The organism is Polycyclovorans algicola TG408 (genome assembly GCF_000711245.1).
Taxonomy (GTDB): domain Bacteria; phylum Pseudomonadota; class Gammaproteobacteria; order Nevskiales; family Nevskiaceae; genus Polycyclovorans; species Polycyclovorans algicola.
On the sequence record NZ_JOMH01000001.1, the window covers coordinates 262,233 to 283,543 of the forward strand.

The 21,311-nt window shown below is 64.3% G+C and carries 23 protein-coding genes; 7 read left to right on the top strand and 16 right to left on the bottom strand.

The genetic code is table 11. The features are described from left to right. The gene (gene rpe, locus U741_RS0101200; RefSeq protein ID WP_029888673.1) at positions 1-684 is read right to left on the bottom strand and encodes a ribulose-phosphate 3-epimerase; all 684 of its coding nucleotides are present in this window, start codon (positions 682-684) and stop codon (positions 1-3) included. A gap of 111 nt (positions 685-795) precedes the next feature. Here rpe and U741_RS0101205 point away from each other — a divergent pair, with 111 nt between their 5' ends. Both U741_RS0101205 and U741_RS17520 read left to right on the top strand, forming a co-directional pair. Beyond that, a complete protein-coding gene (locus U741_RS0101205) occupies positions 796-1,686 on the top strand; it encodes a phosphoribosylaminoimidazolesuccinocarboxamide synthase (RefSeq protein WP_029888674.1) in 891 nt (296 codons plus the stop codon). Between the two features lie 47 nt (positions 1,687-1,733). Continuing rightward, positions 1,734-2,081 (top strand): DUF6489 family protein, encoded by a 348-nt coding sequence (locus U741_RS17520; protein ID WP_043110156.1) that lies wholly within the window; start codon positions 1,734-1,736, stop codon positions 2,079-2,081. Positions 2,082-2,172: 91 nt separating this feature from the next. On the opposite strand, the gene U741_RS0101215 is transcribed toward U741_RS17520, so the two are convergent. Both U741_RS0101215 and recQ read right to left on the bottom strand, forming a co-directional pair. Further along, positions 2,173-2,691 carry a hypothetical protein gene (locus tag U741_RS0101215; RefSeq protein WP_084154590.1) on the bottom strand — a complete coding sequence of 173 codons (519 nt, stop codon included), beginning with the start codon at positions 2,689-2,691 and terminating at the stop codon, positions 2,173-2,175. Positions 2,692-2,883: 192 nt separating this feature from the next. Then, positions 2,884-4,728, bottom strand: coding sequence for a DNA helicase RecQ (recQ, locus tag U741_RS0101220; RefSeq protein WP_029888676.1), 1,845 nt, complete (start codon positions 4,726-4,728; stop codon positions 2,884-2,886). A gap of 50 nt (positions 4,729-4,778) precedes the next feature. Here recQ and U741_RS0101225 point away from each other — a divergent pair, with 50 nt between their 5' ends. Further along, complete coding sequence (locus tag U741_RS0101225; RefSeq protein ID WP_029888677.1) at positions 4,779-6,098, top strand: YihY/virulence factor BrkB family protein; 1,320 nt, start codon at positions 4,779-4,781, stop codon at positions 6,096-6,098. 45 nt (positions 6,099-6,143) lie between these two features. Here U741_RS0101225 and U741_RS0101230 read toward each other — a convergent pair whose 3' ends face one another. From U741_RS0101230 to minC, 7 genes are all read right to left on the bottom strand, one after another. Next, positions 6,144-6,602: a DUF4168 domain-containing protein gene (locus U741_RS0101230; RefSeq protein WP_152551453.1), complete on the bottom strand. Its 459-nt coding sequence runs from the start codon at positions 6,600-6,602 to the stop codon at positions 6,144-6,146. Positions 6,603-6,682: 80 nt separating this feature from the next. Continuing rightward, the gene (locus U741_RS0101240) at positions 6,683-7,600 is read right to left on the bottom strand and encodes a DUF3299 domain-containing protein (RefSeq protein WP_029888679.1); all 918 of its coding nucleotides are present in this window, start codon (positions 7,598-7,600) and stop codon (positions 6,683-6,685) included. After that, positions 7,597-8,859, bottom strand: coding sequence for an FtsX-like permease family protein (locus tag U741_RS0101245; protein WP_029888680.1), 1,263 nt, complete (start codon positions 8,857-8,859; stop codon positions 7,597-7,599). Before U741_RS0101245 ends, U741_RS0101240 begins: the two co-directional genes overlap by 4 nt. Beyond that, positions 8,856-9,488 (bottom strand): ABC transporter ATP-binding protein, encoded by a 633-nt coding sequence (locus U741_RS0101250; protein ID WP_029888681.1) that lies wholly within the window; start codon positions 9,486-9,488, stop codon positions 8,856-8,858. The genes U741_RS0101245 and U741_RS0101250 overlap by 4 nt, the downstream gene beginning before the upstream one ends. Before the next feature lie 74 nt (positions 9,489-9,562). Beyond that, a complete protein-coding gene (gene minE, locus U741_RS0101255; protein ID WP_029888682.1) occupies positions 9,563-9,832 on the bottom strand; it encodes a cell division topological specificity factor MinE in 270 nt (89 codons plus the stop codon). A 3-nt stretch (positions 9,833-9,835) separates the two neighbouring features. Then, complete coding sequence (gene minD, locus U741_RS0101260; RefSeq protein ID WP_029888683.1) at positions 9,836-10,648, bottom strand: septum site-determining protein MinD; 813 nt, start codon at positions 10,646-10,648, stop codon at positions 9,836-9,838. Between the two features lie 25 nt (positions 10,649-10,673). Continuing rightward, on the bottom strand, positions 10,674-11,402 hold the full coding sequence (gene minC, locus U741_RS0101265) for a septum site-determining protein MinC (RefSeq protein ID WP_029888684.1): 729 nt from the start codon (positions 11,400-11,402) through the stop codon (positions 10,674-10,676). Between the two features lie 184 nt (positions 11,403-11,586). Between minC and U741_RS0101270 the strand changes: the two genes are divergently transcribed. The 3 genes from U741_RS0101270 to U741_RS18135 all read left to right on the top strand — a co-directional run bounded on the left by U741_RS0101270 (position 11,587) and on the right by U741_RS18135 (position 13,374). Next, on the top strand, positions 11,587-12,381 hold the full coding sequence (locus U741_RS0101270) for an acyl-CoA thioesterase (protein WP_029888685.1): 795 nt from the start codon (positions 11,587-11,589) through the stop codon (positions 12,379-12,381). A 12-nt stretch (positions 12,382-12,393) separates the two neighbouring features. Beyond that, entirely contained in the window at positions 12,394-12,849 is a 456-nt protein-coding gene (locus tag U741_RS0101275; protein WP_029888686.1) for a flavodoxin family protein, read from the top strand. Positions 12,850-12,915: 66 nt separating this feature from the next. Next, on the top strand, positions 12,916-13,374 hold the full coding sequence (locus U741_RS18135; protein ID WP_161776090.1) for a DUF4864 domain-containing protein: 459 nt from the start codon (positions 12,916-12,918) through the stop codon (positions 13,372-13,374). A 94-nt stretch (positions 13,375-13,468) separates the two neighbouring features. Here U741_RS18135 and U741_RS0101285 read toward each other — a convergent pair whose 3' ends face one another. The 3 genes from U741_RS0101285 to U741_RS0101295 all read right to left on the bottom strand — a co-directional run bounded on the left by U741_RS0101285 (position 13,469) and on the right by U741_RS0101295 (position 16,620). Beyond that, on the bottom strand, positions 13,469-14,437 hold the full coding sequence (locus tag U741_RS0101285) for an NAD(P)H-dependent flavin oxidoreductase (RefSeq protein WP_029888688.1): 969 nt from the start codon (positions 14,435-14,437) through the stop codon (positions 13,469-13,471). Between the two features lie 26 nt (positions 14,438-14,463). Further along, positions 14,464-15,279, bottom strand: coding sequence for an enoyl-CoA hydratase-related protein (locus U741_RS0101290; protein WP_043110158.1), 816 nt, complete (start codon positions 15,277-15,279; stop codon positions 14,464-14,466). 99 nt (positions 15,280-15,378) lie between these two features. Continuing rightward, on the bottom strand, positions 15,379-16,620 hold the full coding sequence (locus tag U741_RS0101295; protein WP_152551456.1) for an OmpP1/FadL family transporter: 1,242 nt from the start codon (positions 16,618-16,620) through the stop codon (positions 15,379-15,381). Positions 16,621-16,777: 157 nt separating this feature from the next. Here U741_RS0101295 and U741_RS0101300 point away from each other — a divergent pair, with 157 nt between their 5' ends. After that, positions 16,778-18,430 (top strand): AMP-binding protein, encoded by a 1,653-nt coding sequence (locus tag U741_RS0101300; RefSeq protein WP_029888691.1) that lies wholly within the window; start codon positions 16,778-16,780, stop codon positions 18,428-18,430. A 69-nt stretch (positions 18,431-18,499) separates the two neighbouring features. Here the strand turns inward: U741_RS0101300 and U741_RS0101305 are convergent, their stop codons facing one another. From U741_RS0101305 to U741_RS0101315, 3 genes are all read right to left on the bottom strand, one after another. Continuing rightward, positions 18,500-18,847 (bottom strand): hypothetical protein, encoded by a 348-nt coding sequence (locus U741_RS0101305; RefSeq protein WP_152551457.1) that lies wholly within the window; start codon positions 18,845-18,847, stop codon positions 18,500-18,502. 302 nt (positions 18,848-19,149) lie between these two features. Beyond that, complete coding sequence (locus tag U741_RS0101310; RefSeq protein ID WP_029888693.1) at positions 19,150-20,034, bottom strand: fatty acid desaturase family protein; 885 nt, start codon at positions 20,032-20,034, stop codon at positions 19,150-19,152. A gap of 67 nt (positions 20,035-20,101) precedes the next feature. Beyond that, positions 20,102-21,307, bottom strand: a complete 1,206-nt coding sequence (locus tag U741_RS0101315; RefSeq protein ID WP_029888694.1) for a multidrug effflux MFS transporter — start codon at positions 21,305-21,307, stop codon at positions 20,102-20,104. Positions 21,308-21,311: the final 4 nt, after the last annotated feature.

Consider the following 21,311-nt stretch of genomic DNA (forward strand, 5'->3'; position numbering starts at 1 on the left):
TCAGTTGCGGACGGCGCCATCGATGGCCGCCCGCATGGCGCTGATGGTGCTGGCGTAGTCCGGCTTGCTGAAGATGGCCGAGCCTGCGACGAAGGTATCGGCCCCGGCGGCGGCAATCTCGGCGATGTTGTCGACCTTCACGCCGCCGTCAATCTCCAGGCGAATGGCCCGGCCGGATGCGTCGATCAGCGCGCGCGCTTCGTGCAACTTGTCCAGCGTCGCGGGAATGAACGACTGTCCGCCAAAACCGGGGTTGACGCTCATCAGCAGTACCAGATCGACTTTGTCGATCACGTAGCGCAGCACCGAAAGCGGCGTGGCGGGGTTGAACACCAGTCCGGTCTGGCAACCGGCATCACGAATCGCCTGCAGGCTACGGTCAACATGCCGCGTGGCTTCGGGGTGAAAGCTGATCAGCGTCGCGCCCGCCTTGGCAAATCCCTGCGCCAGCGCGTCGACCGGCTCAATCATCAAGTGCACGTCAATCGGCGCGGTGATGCCGTAGTTGCGCAGCGCCTTGCAGATGTCGGGGCCGAAGGTCAGGTTGGGGACGTAATGGTTGTCCATGACGTCAAAATGCACCCAGTCGGCACCCGCTTTGAGGACGGCGGCAACGTCGTCACCCAGGCGGGCAAGGTCGGCAGACAGGATGCTGGGGGCAATGACGGGGGCTTGACGCGGCATGGCAGAACAACGCTGGAATGAAGGCTGGCTAGTGTAAGGGCTTTGACGCCCTGATCGGCCGTGCGCACACTGCGCGCCCCACCGTGAATCGCCCGCCGCGCCGCACCGTCCATGACCGAAACCGCCCTGTTTGAAGCCCAGTTGACCTCGCTGCCGCATGTGCACCGCGGCAAGGTGCGCGACATTTTCGCCGTGGGCGGCGAGCACCTGCTCATCGTCACATCAGACCGGCTGTCGGCGTTCGACGTGGTGCTGCCGCAACCGATTCCCGGTAAGGGCGGCGTGCTGACCCGGCTCACGCAGTTCTGGATGGACCGCTTCGCATCGGTCATCTCCAACCAGCTCGCCCCCGACATGCGGCTCGAAGACTGGCTGACGGCCGATGAAGTGGCCCAGGTGAAGGGCCGCGCGGTGATCGTGAAGAAACTGCAAGCACTGCCGGTCGAGTGCGTGGCGCGCGGTTACCTGATTGGCTCCGGCTGGAAGGACTACCAGGCCAGCGGCGCTGTCTGCGGCGTACGTTTGCCTGCCGGGCTGCAACTGGCCGACCGCCTGCCCGAACCCATTTTCACCCCGGCAAACAAGGCGGCCGTGGGCGATCACGACGAGAACATCGACTTCGCCGCCGTGACCGCGCGCCTGGGTGCCCAGCGCGCTGCCGAATTGCGCGACATCACCCTGCGGCTTTATCGCGAGGCCGCCGCTTATGCCCTGCCGCGCGGCCTGATCATTGCCGACACCAAATTCGAGTTTGGTGTTGACGCGCAAGGCACGCTGCACCTGATAGACGAGGCGCTGACGCCCGACTCCAGCCGCTTCTGGGACGCCGAAAGTTATGCGCCGGGTCGCTCGCCCCCCAGCTTCGACAAGCAGATCGTCCGTGATCATCTCGAAACCCTGGACTGGGACAAAACCCCGCCGGGCCCGCAGTTGCCGGACGAGGTCATCGCCCGGACCGGGGCACGCTACCGCGAAGCCGAGGCACGTCTAACCGCGAATTAGACGCGTGCTATAACCGCCCGCAGAACCAGTCCAGTGCGGAGACGAAGATGGAAATCAAGGTTGAAGTGTCTTTGACACCCGAAGAGTTGCGGCGCTTCCTCGGCCTGCCCGATGTCGGCGGCCTGCAGGATGACCTGATCGATTTTCTGCGCGACAAGATGGGCGCCGCCAGCAGCGCGTCGGGCGACTTCGACGCCAGCGGCTTTGTCAAAGCCAACTTCGACAATCTGCGCAAGGCGCCGGGCAAGGGCTTCAGTACGTTCATGAACCGGGTGCGTCCCGCCGAAGGCAACGAAGCCACGCCCAAAGCCGAAGCCGCCAAGCCAAAGTCGCGCAAACCGACATCAAGCGGCGGCACGGCGCGCAAACCCCGCACGGTCAAGAAGAAATCCTGAGACTGCAGGCACAAAAAAAGGCGCCGGATAACGGCGCCTTTTTTGTGTTTCACCGGCCGACATAACCGGGGCGATCAGCCGACAAATTGACTCAGCCAATCAGATCGTCAGCGGCCTTTCCGGCCTTGGAAGCGGTCTTGCTGACCTTCTTCTCGACCTTGCTGGCGGTGCTCTTGGCGCTCTTGCGGGCGCTGGTGGCGGTCTTCTTGGCCTTGGCAACGATCACCGGCTCACCCTTGATCTTCGCCGACAGGGTTTCAACGCCCTGCTTCATGGTCTTGACCAGGTCATCACCGGTCTTCACGAACACGTCAACGCTGGTGTTGAAGGCGCTGACGACGGTGTCCTTGCCTTCGGGCAAGTAGGCAACCGGGTTGGACGCCACGGCCTTGATGCCGTCGGTCTTGACCTTCTGGAAGCTGGTCTGGGCGGCGCCAAACAGCGACTTGCCCGCTTCGTAATTGGCCTTGTAAACGCCGTTGAAACCGTCAACGACGATGCCGTTGGCCGACTTCAGCACTTCAAAACCGGAAAACACGACGTCCTGCCCGCGCGCCACGATGGGTTCAACACGGCCTTTGACGTCATTGACGATGGATTCAACATTCATGGGACAACTCCAAAATAGAAACGGGGGGACGCCATGTCGAGGGATCTAAAGACCGTCGTCATGGTGCACTGCAACAATCAGTCAGGGCACGATAATGATGCAGTGCAGCAATGTCAAGCCGAATCGAGAAGGTGTGCAAAGTGCAGCATTTTTTCACGTGTCCTGAACGGCGCTGCCGTTGTCAACCAGGCCTTACGAATCGTGAAAATCACGAATCGCATCGACGAAAATCGCGCCCCATTGCTCAAGCTTTCGCTCGCCGACGCCTGGAATGTCCGCAAATGCCTGAAGCGTCAGCGGCCGCCTTTCGGCCAGCGCGTGCAGTGTCACGTCGGTGAACACCACGTAGGGTGGCACGTCGTTTTCGCGCGCCAGGCGCAACCGTAATTGCCGTAGCGCCTGAAACAACGGATCGTCCACCGGACCGGCGGCGGCACGTCGTCCGCTGCGCGCGGTCTGGCTGCTGCGCGCAACTTGCGGCAGCGTGACGGCCCGCTCGCCCTTGAGCAGCGGCTTGGCATCGGCGGTGATCTGCAGCACCGGATAGACACCGGCGCTCTGTGCCAGCGCCCCGTCGGCCAACAGACGACGGATCAATGCGCGCCAACGCGGCGGCGCCAGCGCACTGCCAATACCGAACACGCTGAGTTGCTCATGGCCCTGGGCGATCACCTTGTCGGTGGTCTCACCGCGCAAAATATCGATCACATGCCCGGCCCCGAAAGCCTGGCCGCGCTGTGCGAGTCGCGCCACCGTGGACAGCAGTTGCCGCGCCGCCAGGGTGACGTCGTCCAGCGCCGGCGGATTCAGACAGTTGTCGCAGTTACCGCACGGCGCACTGAAGGTTTCACCAAAGTAGGCCAGTTGCAGCACGCGGCGACAGTCCGGGCTTTCGGCGTAGTGGACAACGGTCTGCAACTGCGCGCGGGCAGTGGCCTGCAAGGCTTCCAATGGCTCGCCGGTTTCGGCATCGACGCGGGTGCGAATCAGTTGCTCGGCAGTGCGCAAATCCCCGGCACTAAAAAAGAGAACGCAATCACCGGGCTCGCCGTCGCGTCCGGCGCGGCCGCCTTCCTGGTAGTAAGCCTCCAGAGAGCGCGGCAGGTCGAAGTGCACCACCCAGCGCACGTCAGGCTTGTTGATGCCCATGCCGAAGGCGACGGTGGCCACCATGACCTGCGCCGCATCGCGAATGAATTCGCTTTGATTAAGACTGCGCCGCTCACCATTGAGCCCAGCGTGGTAAGGCAGGGCACTGATGCCATCGGCCTGCAGGCGCGCGGCGATGTCGTCGACGCGCTTGCGCGACAGGCAGTAAACGATGCCGCTGCCACCCTTCTTGGCACGCACCAGCAAGCGCTCGTAGCTGCCGCGGTCCTTGGCCTCGACCGACCAGTAAAGATTGGGACGGTCGAAGCTGGCGACGTGTCGGGCCGGGTCTCGCAACTGCAACTGGTTGACGATGTCATCGCGCACCGTGGGCGTGGCGGTGGCGGTAAAGCCAAGGATGGGCACCTCGGGCAACTGCTCGCGAACGCTGGCCAGACGGCGGTACTCGGGACGGAAGTCGTGGCCCCAGTCGGACACGCAATGGGCCTCGTCAATCACCACCTGGCTGATGGCCGCCATCTCGCTGAGGCGCGCCAGAAAACCGGCCATCAACAGCCGTTCGGGCGCCACATACAGCAGCTTCAAACGCTGCGCTTCAATGGCCCGAAAGCACTCGGCGGCCTCGGCCGCGGTTTGCGCCGAATTGAGCAGGCCGGCGTCGATGCCGTTGGCGCGCAACAGTCGCACCTGGTCCTGCATCAGCGCAATCAGCGGCGACACCACCAGGGTCAACCCGGGTTGCAGCAAGGCCGGCAACTGAAAGCACAGCGACTTGCCGCCGCCAGTGGGCATGACCGCCAGCACGTCGCGTCCGGCCATGGCGTCACTGATGATTTCGAGCTGCCCCGGACGAAATGCGCTGAAGCCAAAATGGATTTTCAACGCCTTGTGAAGTGCATCGGCGCCAACAGCGGGGACCGCAGTCATCAAGTAGGTTCGTTAGGCTAGGTCAGACCTCCATTATGACGGCCCGCCCGATGCCCCACCCTCTGGACCGCGTCAGAACACGACTCTTTGACCCGCCGAGCGGCCAGAACCTGCCGCCGCTTGCGGCCCGCAGTGGCCGCCTGCTGTGGGTCCTGGGACGCGACTTGCTGGAGGGCCAGTTGACGATGCGGGCGATGAGCCTGGTCTACACCACCCTGCTGTCACTGGTGCCCATGCTGGCGCTGGCGTTTTCCATCCTCAAGGCGCTGGGCGTGCACAACCAGTTGGAGCCGTTGCTGGCCGAAGCCCTGGCGCCACTGGGTGCGCGCGCGGCAGATATCACCGAAAGCGTGATCGGTTTTGTCGAAAACATTCAGGTCGGCGTGCTGGGATCGGTGGGCGTGGCGCTGTTGTTCTACACCGCCATTTCGATGATCCAGAAGATCGAAAACAGCTTCAATTTCATCTGGCGAGTGGAGCAGCCTCGGCCGTTCTCGCAGCGCGTCGGCGAATATCTGGCGGTGATCACCGTCGGCCCGGTGCTGGTGTTTTCGGCGCTGGGGGTGACCGCCTCGCTGCTGTCCAGTGACATCGTGCTGCGCGTCTCCACGATTCAGCCGTTCGGTTATCTGGTGTCGTCACTGACACAGGCCCTGCCCTACGTGCTGGTGATTGGCGCGTTCACCTTCGTTTACATGTTCATCCCCAACACGCGGGTCCGCGCACTGCCGGCCATCGCCGGCGGCATAACGGCGGGAGTGCTGTGGCAGACAGCAAGCCTGGCGTTCGCAAGTTTCGTGGCCGGGACCAGCACCTACAACGCGGTGTATTCGGGCTTCGCCATCTTCCTGTTTCTGCTGATCTGGCTGTATGTCGGTTGGTTGATCCTGCTCATCGGCTGCCAGTTGGCGTTTTATCTGCAGAACCCCAGCCACATTCGCCTCACCCGCATCGCACCGCAACTCGCCAGTCGCGGGGCTGAGTACGTGGCACTGACGATCATGATGCTGGTGACCCGCGCCTTCGTGAAAGGTCAGCCGGCGCCGGCCACGCAGTCGCTCATCGACGACATTGGCGCGATGCCCGAGCATGTGCACCGGCAACTGGCGGTGTTGCGCCACCATGGGCTGCTCGCCGAAACCGGCGCCAAGGGTGACACCTGGTTGCCGGCGATTGACCCGGAGCAGATCTCGATGATCCGCCTGTGGCGGCTGGTGCGCTCGGGGACCGAGCCCCTGGCAAAGGGCCGCGACCCGGTCGCCGGTCAGGTGCTGCACCTACTGGACGAGGTGGAGGCGCCGCTGGATGCCTCACGCGGCCACGAAACCCTGCGCCAGTTCGTGTTGCGCGAAGACGCCCCGCAGACATGAAAAAACCCGCCGTAGCGGGTTTTTTCGGTCCACAAGTCAATTGGGTTACTCAGCCATCTTCTCAGCAACTTTTTCGTTGACCTCGGGATCACTCTGGTAGGCCACGAAAATTTCCTGATAACGCTGGATGGTCAGGCCCGATTCTTCGATCGCCGAGTGCATGCTGCGCTCGGTCTCTTCACGCATAGCAGCCGCCTGAGTCTCGTCGCCGGCCTCAGAAAGCTTCTTCTGAGCATCTTCGTGCAACACCTGGATCTCGTTGGCGGCAGAGATGAACTGATCGATCTCGTCATCGGACACCGGCGTCGCCGGCGCTTGCTGCTGCTGCTGCGGCGGCTGCTGTTGCTGCGGCTGCTGCTGCTGCGGCTGCTGTTGCTGCTGCTGCGGCGCCGCTTGGGCCACGGTCATTTCAGCATCGGCGGCGGCAAGCGCGGCGCCACTGGAAAAGACCATCCCCAAAGCGACTGCGCCCGGGGTAAGAAGGTTCTGGATCGGGAAACGCATAAGTCGGTTACTCCTTTAATCGAATGACTGGAGTTCGCAAACTCCGTCACTTCCGACACGCTGAGCAACGAAGGTTCAATTTAATTTTGCTCAACCGGACTTTTTTCACGGTTGCGCGCTTCGCGCAGCGCAAAGAGGATGCCCCGTTCACTGCGCTTGACCAGTTCAAGACGGCCCTCGATGACCAGCGGATCGAAGCTGGCAGTGACCGGATGCTGGTCGGCAAACACTTCGACCACTGTTGCCGGTCCGCCCGGCACATGGAAGAAGCACGCCGGTGGGCTGGCTGAAAGCAAAAAATGCCCCTGTTCGGCGGTCATCTCCAGCGGCAACATAAACCCGGCCAGCCGAACCACGGTGCCGTCGAGCCGAGAAATGTCGTCGGGAAACTCGGCGACCATCTGGTCATCGTCATCCAGGGTCACCCGGGTTTTCATCATCGCGTTCCACGGCAGCAGCCCCTCGCGCGAAACCCCTTGCAACCACTGGTCGAAATCGTTGGGAATCACGTTGATGCGGAATTCGCGCCGAACGCCCGCAGCGCTGACGGTCACCGGAAAGGTGCCGGCATCCCCAACGATGATCTGAAATTCCATGTAGCCATCGGCATCAGTCTCGGGCTGTGCGGCGATGACCTGCGGCGGCGGCGAAAGCTCGTTGCCGAGGGGCGAAAAAGTGACGGTTTCATCCGCCAGCGGCGTGCCCGCCTCTGTGCCGAGGATGACGCCCATCCACAGTCGGTCACCTTCGTAGGCATCGACGGTGAGCACGCCATCGCGCAGCTCGCCGCCCTCGGACTGGATTTCGAGCACGGGCAGTTGTCCCGCGCTGGCAGCGTCGCTGATCTGCAATGTGCTTGCCTTGTGTTGGGCCGCCTCGGCCGGGACCGACGTTGCGGCGGGCCGCGTTTCGGGCGCTGCGTCAGCGTCGCGCTGGCAACCGGCAAGCGCAAAAGAGAGCCCTGCGACCCACGTCGTGACGCGCCAAAATTTGTTCATGCGCGCGACAATACACCGGCCACATCGACGCGGTAGGCCCGCAGCGCCGGCAGCACCACGGCGGCGGTCGCCACCAGAATCGCCAAGGCAAACACCCAGACTTCACCCGGCACCCAGGCTAGGCCGGTCATCGGTTGTCCGGGCAGGTGACGGCCCAGCGCCTCGCCCAGACCGCGCGCCAGCGCCGCCCCCAAAAGCGCGCCGGCCAGCGCCAGTAACAGTGCCTCGGCCCACAGCAAACGGACGACGCGCCAGCGGGTGGCGCCCAGTGCGCGCATCACCGCCAAATCGTACTGGCGCGACTCCAGCGCGCTGTTGAGCGCCGCCAACATGCTCAGCGCGGCCAGCACCACCAGTGCGGCGGCGAAGGCTTGGGCCGCAGCAATCGCGCTTTTGGCCAGCACCCTGAGTCGCAGCAGCTCCTGCGCGGGCGTGACGGCCATCAGCCCCGGCACTTGCGCCACCTCGCGCGGCAGCGTGGCGGCACCCAAGGGCGAGCGGTAGCGAAGGAGAATGGCGGTGATGTCTCGATCAACCTGCGCGACAGCGATGCCTGCCTCGCGCGCCTCGTCGCGCTCGTGCTCGTGCTCGTGCTCGTGCTCGTCGTGATGATCGGCTTCATCGGCGGGCACGGCGTCTTGGGCGTGCTCCCCGTGAAGCTGCCAGACGCTCTCCAGCGAGGTGATGATCAATCGGTCCAGCACCGTGCCGGTGGCGGCCAGTTGCCCGACCACCCGATAGGGCTGCTGGTCGTGGACATCGCCGCTGTCGGCCAGCCCATGGGTGCCCATCAGGCGGCTACCGGTGGCCAGGCCGGTCGCAGCCACGTCGGCACCGATGACCGCGTCCATGGTCCGCACCGGCCATTGGCCATCCGCCAGTTGCGCGTCATAAAGCGCAAAAAAATCAGCGGTGGTGCCGACGATGCGGAAGCCCATCGCACTGTCACCCAGGGCAATGGGCACGGCCATCGCCACCAGCCGGTGTGCGGCCCAGCGCGCCGCTGCGTCATGGGGGATGTTTCCGGTCGGGTTGTCGACGTGATAAATCGCCGACAGTGCAAGTTGCAGCGGCGAGCCAGGCGCCCCAATGACCATGTCGACCGCCGCCGCATCGCGCGCGGCGCGCTGTTGCAATTGATGACTGACCAACATCATCAACACGATCAGGCCGGTGGCAAACGCCATCAGCGCGAGGTGCAGCAGGTGCGGCAGCGGCCGGTGGCGAATGGCGGCCCAGATCAGCCCCGGCGTGGTCATGCGGCCAGCACCCAGTGTTCGTCAAGCCGAAGCCGGGCGCGGGCATCGTGGGTGGCGACCAGCAGCGCCGCACCCTCGCGGGCGGTCTCGGCGAGCAGCAGGTCCATGACCCCCGCGGCGTTGTCGTCGTCGAGGTTGGCGGTGGGCTCGTCGGCCAACACCAGTGTGGGGCGGTTGACCAACGCCCGGGCGATGGCCGCGCGTTGTTGCTGGCCGCCCGACAGCGCATGCGGCCGCGCCTCGGCAAGCGCCGCCAGCCCCAACTGGTCCAGCAGCGAGCGCACCCGCGGACGATCCACCGGCAGCCCGGCACAGCGTTGGGCAAGCAGCAGGTTATCGGCAAGGCTGAGCGCGCCGAGCAGGTGCAACCGTTGAAACACGATGCCGATGCGTCGGCCGCGAAAAGCATCGCGGCGCGCCTCTGGCCAGTCACTGATGGGCTGGCCGTCGATCGTGACCTGCCCGCCCGAAGGCCGCTGCAAGCCGGCAATCAGGTGCAGCAGTGACGACTTGCCGCTGCCGGAAGGGCCGGTCACCACCGCCTGCGCCCCGGTCGCCAATTGGCGGTCGGCGTAGTGCAACGGGGGGCGCCCGGGGTGGGCCAGCGTCAGGGATTCGAGCGTCAGCATGCGCGGCGCGAGCGTCGTGAGATTTCGTTACAAGGTAACACTACACGCCGGCATTCGGCGATGCCGCACCGCCGTCAGCTTCGCCGCTGCTCCGGCAGGGCGATGTTCATTTCGAGCACCTCCAGCCCGTCTTCGTTCTGCACCTGGATGTTGACGGCGGTCTCGGGCACGTCGACGTACTTGCGCACCACGTTGAGGATTTCCTCGCGCAGCTTCGGCAAATATTCTGGCCCGCGACCACGGCCCTCACGCTGGTGGGCGACCACCACCTTGAGCCGCTCCTTGGCAAGGTTGGCGGTGTTCTTGGGTTCGCTGCGAAAAAATTTCAGCCAGTCGAGGGCCATGGCTCAGCCCCCCAGCCACTTGCTGAAGAGACCCTTCTTCTCGACCGTGGTGAACCGCAGCGGCCGCTCTTCGCCCAAGAACCGCCCCACCAGATCGTCATAGGCCTGCCCGGCGTCGGCGTCGGCCAGGGTGATGACCGGCGTACCAGCATTGGATGAGTTGAGCACGGCGGTCGATTCGGGGATCACGCCCAGCACCGGGATCGCGAGAATCTCGGTGACGTCTTCGAGGCTGAGCATCTCGCCCTTCAACACCCGCGCCGGGTTGTAGCGGGTCAGCACCAGATGTTCCTTGATGCGGCCCTCGTTGCGCTCAACCCTGCGGGTCTTGCTGGCCAGCAGACCCAGCACCCGGTCGGAGTCGCGAACCGACGAGACCTCCGGGTTGGTGACCACCAGCGCCTCGTCGGCGAAATACATCGCCAGGTGCGCACCACGCTCAATGCCAGCCGGTGAGTCGCAAACCACGTAATCAAAGCCTTCCGAGCGCAGATCGTTGAGCACTTTCTCGACGCCCTCGGGCGTCAGCGCTTCCTTGTCGCGCGTCTGGCTGGCCGCCAGGATGTGCAGATTGGGAAAGGTTTTGTCCTTGATCAGCGCCTGGCGCAGCGACGCCTCACCCTGAATCACGTTGACGAAGTCGAACACCACGCGGCGCTCGCAGCCCATGATCAGGTCAAGGTTGCGCAGGCCCACGTCAAAGTCGATCACCGCCACCTTCTTGCCGCGCTGGGCAAGTCCCGTGGCAAACGATGCGCTGGTCGTGGTTTTGCCCACGCCGCCTTTACCCGACGTCACGACAACAATTTTTGTCACAGCCACTCCCTGAAGATTAGAAAGCTCAATCCAACCGCTCGACCTTTAGTGTGCCGTCTTGCAGAAACACCTGCGCGGGTTTGCCCAGCCATTGACCGTGCAATTGTTCGGCCACGGCGTAAACACCGGCAATGGCGACCAGCTCGGGCTCGAAGCGACGGCAAAAAATGCGCGCCGAGGTGTCGCCGTCGGCCCCGGCAATGGCGCGGCCCGCCAGCCGACCATAGATATGAATGCTGCCGTCGGCGACCACTTCAGCACCAGCGCCAACCTGATGCGTGATGGTGAGGTCGGTGCCGCGTGCATAAAGCTGCTGCCCGCCGCGAATGGGTTCGGCCACCAGCCGCGAGGCCGCCCGCACGGCCACGGCCGGCGCCGGGGCAACCGGGGCAACCGGGGCGGTCGGGGTCGGCGGCGGCGCAGTGACGTCCGTCTCGGCGGCGCCACTGCGCGGGGTCTTGGCACCGGTGTCGGCCGGCAGCACCGGTAAGCCCAGACCGGCGGCATCGGCCTCCAGCAGCGCGCCGGAGACGCCGACCACTTTCATGCCGCTGCCGCGCACCGCAGACACATAGGCCGCCAGGGACAGCGGCACCGAGGTTTCCAGCACCGCCGTCATGCCCTGCACCATGGCCGGCATTTGCTGCGCCATGGTTGCAAGCTGGGCTTCAATGGCCGACAGATCGTCCGTCGTGGCGTTGATGCGGGTGACCGACAGCATCCGGCCCTTCATCTCCAAAGCAGGCACTGGCATCTGTTCCGAAAAGGTAAACACCGATTATCGCGCGGAATGGGTCGCTGTCACCGGGCCGAGGGCTGTGGCCGGCAACCGTGTCGGCGGTCTGGGCTTTGTTACGCTGCATCCTCGGTCATACCGGCCACCAAACCGGCCGATCTTGCCCCACCCTGCCACTGAAACGTGTCCCCAGAACCCCGCCATGAACTTCACCGACTTACTTGCCCGCTCTGCGGCGGATGGCGCAGCGTCGCGGGCGTTGACGGTTGGCAGCGACTGGGCACAGGGGCGCACGCTGTTTGGCGGCGCGCAGACCGCCATCGCCGTTCACCGGCTGTCGCAACTGATGCCTGACGACGCCACGCTACGCACCGTGCAGGTGACCTTCATCGCGCCGCTGGCGCCCGACACGCCGATACGTGTCGAGGCCAGCAAACTGCGCGAGGGGCGCTCGGCGATTCACGGTGAAGCCCGCCTGCTGGACGCCACCGGCAACACTGCCTGTGTGGTGCTCGCCGTCTTCGGCCGGCCACGGGCTTCCGGGTTGCGGTTTGCCACCGCCATGCCGCCGGCCACTGACGAGGACGCCCTCGAAGCGCCGTTTGTGCCTGAGCTGATGCCAAGCTTTCTTCAACATTTCAGCACACGCTGGGCGCCGGGTTGTCTGCCCTATTCCGGCGCCGCCAAGCCGGTCACCCGCGTGTGGATGGCGCACCGCGACCCCAATCCGCTGACCATCTGCCACCTGATCGCGCTGGCCGATCTGATTCCGACGCCAGCGCTGTCAACGATGAAACGTCCGGCCATGGCCAGCTCGCTGACATGGTCGCTCGATCTCCTCGACTGCGACGTCGCCTTCGCACCGACCGCGCTGTGGCGCGTCGACGCCGAGGCCACCGATGCGGCCGACGGCTACATCAGCCAGACCGCCACCCTGTTCAATCCGGCCGGTCGCGCCGCGGCACACGCGCGCCAGACCGTGACCGTGTTCGCCTGAGCGAATCGGCGCATGTACCGGGTCCTGATCGTTTACAGCACCCAGACCGGCCGAACGCGCCAGCTGGTCGATGCCTGCGCCGAGGGCGTGACCGCCGACGACGATGTGGCGCTGAGCGTGCGCGTCGCCAGCGACGCCGGGACCGACGACCTGCTGGCCTGCGACGGGCTGATTCTGGCCACACCGGAAAACTTTGGCTACATGTCGGGACTGGTCAAAGACTTTCTCGACCGCACCTACTACCCGGCCGAAGGCAAGACCATCGCCCTGCCTTACGGTGTGATGGTGAGCTGCGGCAACGACGGCCGCGGCGCGGTATCGGCCATCGAACGTATCGCAAGCGGCTACCAATGGAAGGCCTTTGCCGAACCCCTGATTGCGCGCGGCGACCCCGATGAACAGCAACTGGCACAGGCAAGAACCCTGGGCGAGACCCTGGCGGCCGGGCTCAGCGTCGGCGCATTCTGACCACACCCGCCGCAACCGAGTTTGGCGTCGGCGCGTAACACCAACCACCGAATGGAGTGCCGAGCCTTGATCTTTCGACTGCCGCGTCTGACCGTGCTGCCATTGCTGTTGTTGCTCTGCGGCCCGTCGTTCGCCGCCGAGCATCCGCAGCCCGACCCCGACCTGCCGCCAGAGCAGGTTGTGCAAGCCCAACTCGACGCGCTCAAGGCCGGCACCGACGCCGATCTGGTGGCGGTCTACCGCTTCGCCTCGCCGGGCAACCAAGCCGCCACCGGCCCGTCAGGCCGCTTCGTGGAACTGCTGAAGCGCAGCTTCGGCATGCTGGTGTCGCACCAGTCCGCCGAACTGGCCCCGCTGTTCCAGAACAACGACGAGGCCATGCAGCCGGTGGTGGTGGTCGACCGCGACGGCCAGACGCACCGCTTCGTGTGGATGCTGCGCCGCTACGAACTCGAAGGCTGTGAGGGCTGTTGGTTGACCGACGGCGTGGTGCCACCCGAATCGCTGGCCGGGCCCGGGCGGTAGCCGCAGCGGGCCGCCAAGCCTGCGACAAAACCGGTGGCGGCTGCGAGACGCGCCTGAATCTTTGACTCGCAGCAGCCCCCGAAACGACAGCGCCCTAAAGCGCCGCTTTCGCCGTGTCGTATTCCGCCTTGAGGCGCGCCACCAAGTCAGACGTGTGCGCCACGGTCTTGACCGCGCCGATACCCTGCCCGCAGCCCCAGATGTCTTTCCACGCCTTGGCGCTGCTACCAGAACCATCTGCAGTACCGAAATCCATTTTGCTGGGGTCGCCTTCTGGCAACTGCTCCGGGTCCATGCCGGCGGCGCGGATCGACGGCGCCAGATAGTTGCCGTGCACCCCGGTGAACAGGCTGGAGTAAACGATGTCATCGGAGTTCGAATCGACAATCATCTGCTTGTAGCCGTCCACCGCGCGCGCCTCGGTGGTGGCGATGAACGCCGAACCGATGTACGCAAAGTCGGCACCCATGGCCTGCGCGGCCAGCACGGCACGGCCGTGGGCAATCGCGCCGCTGAGCGCCAGCGGGCCGTCGAACCATTCGCGGATTTCCTGCACCAGCGCGAAGGGGCTCTTGGTGCCGGCGTGGCCGCCAGCGCCGGTGGCCACGGCAACCAAGCCGTCAGCACCCTTCTCGATGGCCTTGTGGGCGAACTTGTTGTTGATGATGTCGTGCAGCACCACGCCGCCGTAACCGTGCGCCGCGTCATTGACGTCGGTGCGCGCACCGAGTGAGGTGATGATGACCGGCACCTTGTACTTCACGCACAAATCCATGTCGTGGTCGAGACGGTTATTCGACTTGTGCACGATCTGGTTGATGGCAAAGGGTGCTGACGGCGCCTCGGGGTTCGCCCTGTCGTAGGCCGCAAGGGTTTCGGTGATTTCGGCCAGCCATTCGTCGAGCTGCGCGGCCGGTCGGGCGTTGAGCGCTGGCATGGCGCCGATGATGCCGGCCTGGCATTGGGCAATGACCAGCTTCGGCCAACTGATGATGAACAGCGGCGAGCCAATGACGGGCAAGCGCACACGACGCAGCGCGTCAGGCAAGGCGGGACGGGACATGAATACCTCGACGAAAGTGGAAGAAATCAGTTTTTGCGGGTACGGGCGCGCAGCGGTGCCAGCACCGCGTCCATGTTGGGTGAGAAGCCCACGGTGGCATTCCACTCGGCCGCCTGGACCAGCCCCTCGGCGACGCTGTGATCGCGGGCGTACAGCAGACTCTGCTTGACGCCGCGCACGGCACGCGCCGGCTTGGCGGCAATGGTGTTGGCCAGCGCGCTCACATGGGCATGAAGCGCCTCACGATCGGGCAGCACTGCGCCGACCAGTCCCAGCCGCGCGGCCTTGGCGGCATCGAAGGTTTCGGCGGTGAATGACAGCTCGGTGAGTGCCGCCAGGCCAATCACATGCCGTAGGCGCTGCGTGGTGCCCACGTCAGCGATGATGCCCACATCGACTTCCTTGATGCAGAACTTCGCGTCGGCGGCGGCGTAGCGCATGTCGCAGGCGGCGATCAGGTCGACGCCGCCGCCGATGCAGGCGCCGTGGACGGCGGCAATCACCGGCACGCGCAACAACTCCAGCGACGAAATGCTGGCCTGCAGGCGGAAGATTTCGTCGCGGACCCGCTCGCGTCCATCCTCAAGCTGCTCGGCGTCATTCATCATCGCCAGGATGCCTTCGAGCATGTCCAGCGTGATACCGCCGCAAAAATGCTTGCCCTCGGCCGCGAGAACCGCGACGCGCAGGGCGTCCTGCTGATTGAGCCACGCGACAACCTGCGGCAGCTCATCCCAGAACGACGCGGCAAGGGCATTGGCCTGCTTCGGCTGGGCGAGCATGATCCACGCCACCGGGCCGTCAAAACGAACTTGAAAGAACTGCCAATCGGGCGAGGTCATGCGCACGTCCTCCAGCGCTAGCCGCGCCTGTTTGAGTGAATGGTTTTTCGCATCATAGCCAAGCTGCCACCACCCACTTTGGGTTGGGCGTCGACCCGCCTAAAACTGACGCCCAAAGCTGATGCCAAACATGTGCATCTTGGTGCGAGCCGACGCATCGCCGCCACCGAACGCATCCGGCACGGAATCGACACCGAGCTGAAATTGGGTGGGGGAGTAGGCGCTGTATCCGGTGACCTGCCAGCGCTCGAAGGCGTATCGCACGCCGGCCGTGTAGTGCATTCGCAAGGTCCCGGGCGCCAACATGTTGAGGAACATCTCGTCTCCCGGGATCAGCCGCGTGGCATGACTCCCGCCAGCCATGAGGCGCAGCGCCGGCGTGGCCTGCCAAGCGACGCCCACCTTGTAAATATTCTGGTCGCGCCACCCGAACCCGGGGCCATCATCAGCACCAAACTGCGCCCCTGCTTCCAGTCGGGCAATGCTGTTGCCGTAGCCCACTTCGGAGGCGTACTCAACGCGCTGCGCCTCCACCGCTACCGTCCAATCAGCATGGGGTGTGAACGACAGGCCGCCGCCCCACACTGCAGGGGTTTGGAGTCGCCCCTGATCGGGTAAAAGCCCCGAATAGCGCTTGATACGTTCGGTGAACGTGCGGGTCCGGTAAGAGAGTGCGGCGTTCAGCCACGGGGTGAGCTCGCCGTGCCAGGCCCAGGTAAAGCTCACGCCATACGCTTCGCCGTGACCCGTGTCGGAGAAGCGATCCGGGTTTTCCGATGCCGCGCCGAAGACCTGCAGACCCTTGAGCTCCAACACCTGATAAGCCGGGTTGATGCTGAAGCCGATCAACTGCCCCGCCACAGGCTCGTAAGCGCCCGCAAAGGCGATGCCGCTTTGCACCAGGCCGAGGCTGCCGCGGCGCTCCGCGCCGAAGCGCTCGTAGGGACTTCGGGTGAAGTCGGTCCCCAAACCCGCACTGAAGGCGCTCATTCCCACCGTTATGGCGGGTGAAAGTCGCTTCGAATAGCCGATTTGTGGAATCGGGTAGTGGCGAACCCGGTTGGCCTTGAAACGGTCGTCCGGTCCGGCCGCATTGTTATCGAGACCTGCCGTTCCCGACACCCAGATGTAATCAAGACCGATGTCCAAGCGGTCACCGACGCGCTGTAGCAGCGCCGGATTGGAAAACGCCACGTAGGTCTCACTGATCGACGTAAACGCAATGCCACCCATGCCCTGCGATTCAATACCCTGCCCGTGCGTGAAGATGCCGTACGCGCCCTGCACCGCAAGCGGCGCTGACAACGCCAGTGCCGCCAAACCCATTGCCGCAGACCGCATCGTTTTTCTCCCGAGACCTATCTCACGTAGCAACGCTACGCAGTTTGTAAGGCGGCGAGCATACGGCTTTTGGCTGGCGACCTGCCCATACGGGCTGGTCGACGCCGCCTTGGCCGGCTGCTATCAAGACAAGACGAAAAAACAAGAGGGAATCTTGATGCCCGCGTACGCCAAAGGCCGCACCGACACTCCGCAGCTTGAACAAACCATCGGCGAGAATTTCGAGGCCACCGTGGCACGGCTGCCCGACCAAGAGGCACTGGTCATGCCGCACCAGCAAATCCGCTGGACTTATCGCCAATTCAACGATGCCGTCGACCGTGTGGCGCGGGGACTGTTGGCACGCGGCTTCGAAGTCGGCGAGCGTATCGGCGTCTGGGCCCCCAATCTGGTCGAGTGGATCCTCATGCAGTACGCAACCGCCAAGGTCGGCGTGATTCAGGTCAACATCAACCCAGCGTACCGGTCTGGCGAATTGGCCTTTGCCCTCAAGCATTCGGGCTGCAAAGGGCTGGTGGCGGCAAAGCGTTTCAAGACCAGCGACTACGTCCAGATGCTGGGCAGCGTGCGCGACCAGTGCCCGGCGCTGACCGAGGTCATCTTCATTGATGATGCCGACCAGCCCGGTGACTGGGCGCAGCTGCTCACCGATGGCGAAGCGGTGCCGCAATCTGCAGTGGCGGCGCGCATGGCAACGCTCAAGCCCGATGACGCCATCAACATTCAATACACCTCCGGTACCACCGGCGCCCCCAAGGGCGCGACGCTGTCGCACCGGAACATTCTCAACAACGCCTACTTTGACGGCCTGACCATGCACATCCGGCAGGACGACCGCTTCTGCGTGCCGGTGCCGTTCTATCACTGCGCCGGCATGGTTTGCGGCAACCTTCTGTGCACGGTATTCGGCGCCACGCTGGTGGTGCCCGCCGCCGCCTTCGACCCCGGCGAAACCCTGCGGGTGATTGCCGCCGAGCGCTGCACCGGCACCATGTGCGTGCCGACCATGCACATCGCGATGATGGCGCACCCCGACTTCGAGAAGACCGACAAATCGTCGCTGCGCACCGGCACCATCGGCGGCTCGCCGTGCCCGGTGGAGGTGATGAAGCGGCTGGTCACCGACTTCAATATGCCGGACATCACCATCGTCTATGGCATGACCGAGACCTCACCCATTGCCACCCAGACCTGGGTGGACGACCCCATCGACAAACGCGTCGGCAGCGTCGGCCGGGTGCACCCGCATGTTGAGATTCGTATCGCTGATCCCGAGACTGGCGCGGTCTGCGATTACAACGTGCCGGGCGAATTCCAGACCCGCGGCTATTCAGTGATGCTCGGCTACTGGGGCGACGAAAAACGCACCCGCGAGGCGATCACCGATGACGGTTGGATGCGCACCGGCGACATCGCGGTGATGGACGAGAAGGGGTACGTCAACGTGGTCGGTCGCATCAAGGACATGATCATTCGCGGCGGCGAGAACATCTATCCGCGCGAGGTTGAGGAGTTCCTCTACAGTCACCCCGACATCCAGGACGTGCAGATCATCGGCGTGCCCGACGACAAGTTTGGCGAAGAGGTCTTGGCCAGCATCATCATGAAGCCTGACCGGCCACCGCTGACCCTGGAGGCCCTGAAAGCCTTTTGCAAAGACCGGCTGGCCCACTACAAGGTGCCACGCTATCTGGAGATCGTCAGCGAGTACCCGATGACCGTCACCGGCAAGGTGCGCAAGGTTGAAATGCGCGCCCAGGCGGTCGAGAAGCTCAACCTGCAGAAGGCTGCCGCCGCACAAACCTCCTAAAGCCTTGTTAAAAGCGCTGCACTAGCGCCCGTCATGCCGCCCGTCACCGGCGGCATGACGGTTCGACGCTCAGGCTGCGGCGTTGTAAAGCAACACCAGACCCACCACCCCGACGCTGCCGTGACCCAGCGCCAGCCACAGCGGCGCCTTGTCTTTGAACAGCACGCGGAAAAACAGCAGGCCGCCGATCAGACCCGCCGTGAGCACGCCAAACGCCCACCACGCCAGCTCGGGCGTCTGCGCTTCACCCCACAGGTTCACGGTGAACAGTGCGCCGACCGCCACCAGCGCAAACAGGCCGTGCCCCATGCTGATGGCGCGCGGGATGGGCCGCTTGGTGGCGATCATGCCCACCATCAAACTGCCGCCTGCCGCCACGGCCAGAAACCACCAGAACATCACCATCCACGGACTCATGTTTGTCTCCTCGGTTTTTGTGGTGAACTTTCGGCGTGAACAAACCGCAATCACCCCGACCCGAAACCCAGTGTAGTGCTTCACGTCTACGGGATGAATTCACGCACTCAATGCTGCGTAACAGACCGCAGCGTGACCCGACGGCGCGTGAGAGGCGCCGGCATAAAGACGGGTTGCACGCGTCCGACACTTCGCAGCAAGAACCATCAGAGCAGCGCGACACCCGCCCGACAGCGCATTTCATGAAAAGTGGTGCCCATTTTTCTGACGACAGGCCGCGCCGGCAGGCTTGATCAGGGCCATCAGGCCCGTGAGGCGCGACCGACCCACGGCACCTCGTGGGTGCCCAGGGCCTTCCATTCGTCCCGGTTCTGCGCCCAGATGGTGGCGTAGCGATAAAACGGCACGCTGGGAAACAGGTGATGCACCACGTGCATGTTCTGGTGCAGAAACGCCCAGCGCATGAACGGCTCACCGCCCCTGCGCACATTGGTCGCCGCATACGGGTTGTGCGCCTGCACCACCTCGTGAGGGTGGTGTGGCAGGTAGTTGAATGCAAAGGCCAGCCAGGGCAGCGCGATGCGGGACGGAATCAACCAGTACAAGGTTGCCTCCCAACCCCAGCCGGTCAGCCAGGCGGCGGTGTAGCCACCGGCCAGCAGCAGGAAGAACCCAACCATCTCAACCCATGTCGCCAGCGAGATATTGCGCCAGTCCCGAAAAATCCGGACCGCGTAGGCCAGATCGACGGTGATCCACTGCAGCGGCAGCATCCACCAGCGGCCGTGGCCACTCCATAGATCGGGATCATGATCAAGTTCGTTGGTGCGGCGATGATGGGCGAAATGCACATGGCGAAAGGCTTTGCAGATGCCCACCGGGCCGAGGAAGGCCCCCGAAATACCGGCGATCAGGTCGTTGAGGCGTGGATAGGCGCGCGTCACCGAGCGGTGCACGCCGTCGTGCAGCACGGTGAAGTGGACGAACGCGGCGATGCTCAGAATGACCACCGCCAACGCCGGGTGCACATTGTCCCGCACCGCCAGCGCGATGGTGCCCAGCGACACTGCCAACGTGATTACGAACAGGGCAATCGTCGGCCAGGCCACGGGCGGCGTCTGGTAGAGCGGCGTCTTCGGCAGCTTCGGGCGCGGGGCGGCCGCGACAGGGTTCGGGATAGTGCTCATGCGCAAATAATGTACCGAACGTTTTATTCCGACAAGCGCGCGCCGGTATGGCGCGCGCGCAGCTTTCCTAGCTGCCGCGCCGCATCGGCGTGTCACTCACCAGCTTGCCGGTCATCACCCGCAGAGTCGTCACCGACAGCACCCCGCAAACGGCGATGGCGTAGGCCATGGGCAGCGCCGAGCCGTCGTGAAACTGCGACACCACCGCGCTGGCGATGGCGGCCAACCCGTACTGCAGCGTGCCGAGCAGCGCCGAGGCCATGCCGGCGCGGTCGCCGAACGGCGCCATCGCCGCCGCCGTCGAGTTAGGAAAGGTGAAGCCCAAACTGGCAATGCAACACCACAACGGCACCAGCAGGCCGGGCAGTCCGCCAATCTCGAAAGTCGCCAGCGCCGCCAAGGTCAGACCAAACAGCGCATAGCTGAGCAGCGCGGTTTTCAGCACCTGCTCGCTGCGGTAGCGCTGCAGCATCCAGTTGTTGAGCTGCGAGCCCATGATCAGGCCGAAGGCATTGATGCCAAACAGCAAACCGTATTGCGTTGGCGTGAATTGATACACGTCAATGAACACGAAGGACGACACCGCAATGTAGGCAAACATGCTGGCCTGGGCGATGCCGCCGGACAGCGCATAACCCATGAAGCGACGATGGCTGAGCATGCGGCCATAGCCCTTCAGCACGCGGCCGAACTGCAGCGCCTCGCTGGGCGTTTTCAGTGTTTCGGGCAGCACCCGCGCGGCCAGAAACAGACATCCCAGTCCGTAGGCCACCAGCACACCGAAGACCGCCTGCCAGCCGAAGGCAACGAAGATCCAACTGCCAATCAGCGGCGCCAGGATGGGCGCGATACCCATCACCAGCACCAGCCGCGACAACACCTTGGCCATCTCCTGTGGCGTGTACAGGTCGCGCACCATGGCGCGCACCACCACCATGCCGGTGCAGCCGCCCAAGGCCTGCAGCAGGCGCAGGGCAATGAGCGCATCCATGCTGGTGGCAAACGCGCAGCCCAGCGCCGAGATTGCATACAGCGCCAAGCCAAAGAACAGTGGTTTGCGGCGGCCGATGCGGTCGCTCACCGGCCCGTAAATCAGTTGTCCCAGGGCCAGTCCGAGGAAGTAGGCCGACAGCGTCAGCTGGGCCTGCGCGGCATCGCCGCCGAGTGCATCCTCTATGGTGGGCAGCGCCGGCAGATAAAGGTCAATCGACAGCGGCGCCAGCGCAATGATGGCGCCCAGCAGCAGAATGCGGCGGCGCTCGGGGGCGTCCATCAGC

Coding starts and splice junctions, on each gene's coding strand:
- rpe (WP_029888673.1), bottom strand. CDS start 684: ATGCCGCGTCAAGCCCCCGTCATTGCCCCCAGCATCCTGTCTGCCGAC.
- U741_RS0101205 (WP_029888674.1), top strand. CDS start 796: ATGACCGAAACCGCCCTGTTTGAAGCCCAGTTGACCTCGCTGCCGCAT.
- U741_RS17520 (WP_043110156.1), top strand. CDS start 1,734: ATGGAAATCAAGGTTGAAGTGTCTTTGACACCCGAAGAGTTGCGGCGC.
- U741_RS0101215 (WP_084154590.1), bottom strand. CDS start 2,691: ATGAATGTTGAATCCATCGTCAATGACGTCAAAGGCCGTGTTGAACCC.
- recQ (WP_029888676.1), bottom strand. CDS start 4,728: ATGACTGCGGTCCCCGCTGTTGGCGCCGATGCACTTCACAAGGCGTTG.
- U741_RS0101225 (WP_029888677.1), top strand. CDS start 4,779: ATGCCCCACCCTCTGGACCGCGTCAGAACACGACTCTTTGACCCGCCG.
- U741_RS0101230 (WP_152551453.1), bottom strand. CDS start 6,602: ATGCGTTTCCCGATCCAGAACCTTCTTACCCCGGGCGCAGTCGCTTTG.
- U741_RS0101240 (WP_029888679.1), bottom strand. CDS start 7,600: ATGAACAAATTTTGGCGCGTCACGACGTGGGTCGCAGGGCTCTCTTTT.
- U741_RS0101245 (WP_029888680.1), bottom strand. CDS start 8,859: ATGACCACGCCGGGGCTGATCTGGGCCGCCATTCGCCACCGGCCGCTG.
- U741_RS0101250 (WP_029888681.1), bottom strand. CDS start 9,488: ATGCTGACGCTCGAATCCCTGACGCTGGCCCACCCCGGGCGCCCCCCG.
- minE (WP_029888682.1), bottom strand. CDS start 9,832: ATGGCCCTCGACTGGCTGAAATTTTTTCGCAGCGAACCCAAGAACACC.
- minC (WP_029888684.1), bottom strand. CDS start 11,402: ATGCCAGTGCCTGCTTTGGAGATGAAGGGCCGGATGCTGTCGGTCACC.
- U741_RS0101270 (WP_029888685.1), top strand. CDS start 11,587: ATGAACTTCACCGACTTACTTGCCCGCTCTGCGGCGGATGGCGCAGCG.
- U741_RS0101275 (WP_029888686.1), top strand. CDS start 12,394: ATGTACCGGGTCCTGATCGTTTACAGCACCCAGACCGGCCGAACGCGC.
- U741_RS0101285 (WP_029888688.1), bottom strand. CDS start 14,437: ATGTCCCGTCCCGCCTTGCCTGACGCGCTGCGTCGTGTGCGCTTGCCC.
- U741_RS0101290 (WP_043110158.1), bottom strand. CDS start 15,279: ATGACCTCGCCCGATTGGCAGTTCTTTCAAGTTCGTTTTGACGGCCCG.
- U741_RS0101295 (WP_152551456.1), bottom strand. CDS start 16,620: ATGCGGTCTGCGGCAATGGGTTTGGCGGCACTGGCGTTGTCAGCGCCG.
- U741_RS0101300 (WP_029888691.1), top strand. CDS start 16,778: ATGCCCGCGTACGCCAAAGGCCGCACCGACACTCCGCAGCTTGAACAA.
- U741_RS0101305 (WP_152551457.1), bottom strand. CDS start 18,847: ATGAGTCCGTGGATGGTGATGTTCTGGTGGTTTCTGGCCGTGGCGGCA.
- U741_RS0101310 (WP_029888693.1), bottom strand. CDS start 20,034: ATGAGCACTATCCCGAACCCTGTCGCGGCCGCCCCGCGCCCGAAGCTG.
- U741_RS0101315 (WP_029888694.1), bottom strand. CDS start 21,307: ATGGACGCCCCCGAGCGCCGCCGCATTCTGCTGCTGGGCGCCATCATT.